Raw genomic sequence first — 1,772 nt, 5'->3', positions numbered from 1 at the left:
CCGCCGTCACTCCCCCGGACGACGGCATCCGGCGCCGGTGTCACTCCAAGGAATGACCTCTTTCGGCGAGACGCTGGTCAGACCGCGGATCCACCAGGCGTAGAAGGCGGCCACGGCCACGGCGAGGCCGGGTACAGGGGCATGGCGATCTGGAGTGCGGCGAAGGCCGCGAGGGTGATGGCCATGGCGGTGACAGTGCGGCGGATGAGGATCCCGAGGGTGACGCCAAGGAGGAAGGCGAAGGCGGCGTAGTGGAAGCGGCCGGCAAGCCCAAGCCCATACGCCTCCGGATGCAACAGCCACAGACGATCCGGCTGGCCCCCACCACCTTGCGCTGATCTCGGACGTTCCCGACGGCCCAGTGGACGCCGACGCGTCCATGATCAGCCCAGCAGTGCCCGGTTACTTGCCCTTGGCGAACTGGTCGACGCGGCAACGGACAGGTCCAGGAGTGCCGCGACCCTGGTGAGGGCCAGGGTCTCCCGGAGTTCGAGTACGGCCCGCTGCCGGACGGCCTTGGTCCGGGTGAGGGGCTCGGCGATCGCCTCGGGCAAGGCCGTCTGCAGGTCGCGGGCGATCGCGAGGCCCGGTCACGCGACCAGGCGCAGCCAGGCCGCCGCGAGTGCGGCGTGACCGGCCGGCGTCGGGTGTACGCCGTCCGCGGCCCAATACTCCGGCCCGGTCGTCACAGCGAGTTCGGCGAACATGTCGTCGGCGTCGAGCAGATGCGCACCGTACTTGCGGGCGAGCTTGCGCACGGCCTGGATCTTCGGGTCCAGGTCGGTGCGCCATCGCTTTCGCTCTTCCTCTCCAATGAGTGCGTATCCGGCCCCGGCCTCGACGACGCCGCGGATCGGCAGGAGGAACGGTTCGATGAGGATCAGCTTCGTACCCGCCTCGGCGAGGGGAGCGAGCAGCCGGTCATAACCCGCTTCGAACTCCTCCGCGGGAATCACATACCCCTTCGGGTCCAGCGTGTGCCAGCCCATGTCGTTGACCCCGACGAGGATCGACACCACGTCCGGGTGTGCGTCGAGTACGTCTGTCTGCCAGCGGGCTTCGAGGTCCATCACCTTGTGGCCGCCAATTCCGGTGTTCAGCCAGGTCACGGGACGGTCCGGGTGCCGGAGTCCCCACTCACCCGCGACGCGCAGCGGGTAGCCGAACCCGAGGCCGTCTTCGCTCGCCAGCCGTTGGCAGTCGGTGATCGAATCGCCGGTGAACATCACGGTGCTTCCCGGTCGGACAGTGATCGTCATGTGCGCTCCTTGAGCTCGGGTGAAGAGAGGACAACGGAAACCCGTAGTCAGATGGGCGCCCGCGGCAAGACCTCTCGAAAGGTGTCAGACCCCGCCGACATCAGGCCGACATCGGACCGACAGCCCCCGATATGCCGCCGACACCACGGCTCCGACGCCCGATCACCCCTGGTCAAAGCACCGATCAGCCAGGAGGAGGAGCTTTACAGGTCTCAACCCCGGGGACCGTCTCGTCCCGCCCCGCGGATGCCGCCGCTGCCCAGGGAGGGGAGGGAGCGACTCAGAGCGTTGTGGCAAACGGAACTCCTGCCCGATGAGCAGGGGTTTCTTGCTGTTCGGGGCATGATCGCGAAGGGGTAGGGGCAGGCAGCGGACGGTTGTTGTCGGGCCTGGAGGGCGCGATGCCGTCGGTGATCAATCTGCTCGAACAGCGTGAGGCGCGGGCGCGGGAGGAGCTGGAGTCGTGGATGGAGGTGCTGAGCCAGGCCCAGGAGGAGGTTGCCGCGGCCACGG

At 68.1% G+C, this 1,772-nt stretch carries 3 protein-coding genes; all 3 read right to left on the bottom strand.

All coding sequences use genetic code 11. From position 1 onward, the window contains the following. Positions 1-77: 77 nt before the first annotated feature. On the bottom strand, positions 78-296 hold the full coding sequence (locus ACWEKM_RS46485) for a hypothetical protein (protein WP_451627359.1): 219 nt from the start codon (positions 294-296) through the stop codon (positions 78-80). A gap of 87 nt (positions 297-383) precedes the next feature. Next, positions 384-554 (bottom strand): hypothetical protein, encoded by a 171-nt coding sequence (locus ACWEKM_RS46480; RefSeq protein WP_451627358.1) that lies wholly within the window; start codon positions 552-554, stop codon positions 384-386. A gap of 36 nt (positions 555-590) precedes the next feature. Further along, positions 591-1,259, bottom strand: a complete 669-nt coding sequence (locus tag ACWEKM_RS46475) for an SGNH/GDSL hydrolase family protein (RefSeq protein WP_451627357.1) — start codon at positions 1,257-1,259, stop codon at positions 591-593. Positions 1,260-1,772: the final 513 nt, after the last annotated feature.

The organism is Streptomyces sp. NPDC004752 (assembly GCF_053601275.1).
Note: the sequence above shows the minus strand (reverse complement) of the source record. Positions and strands in the feature narration are given on the sequence as shown.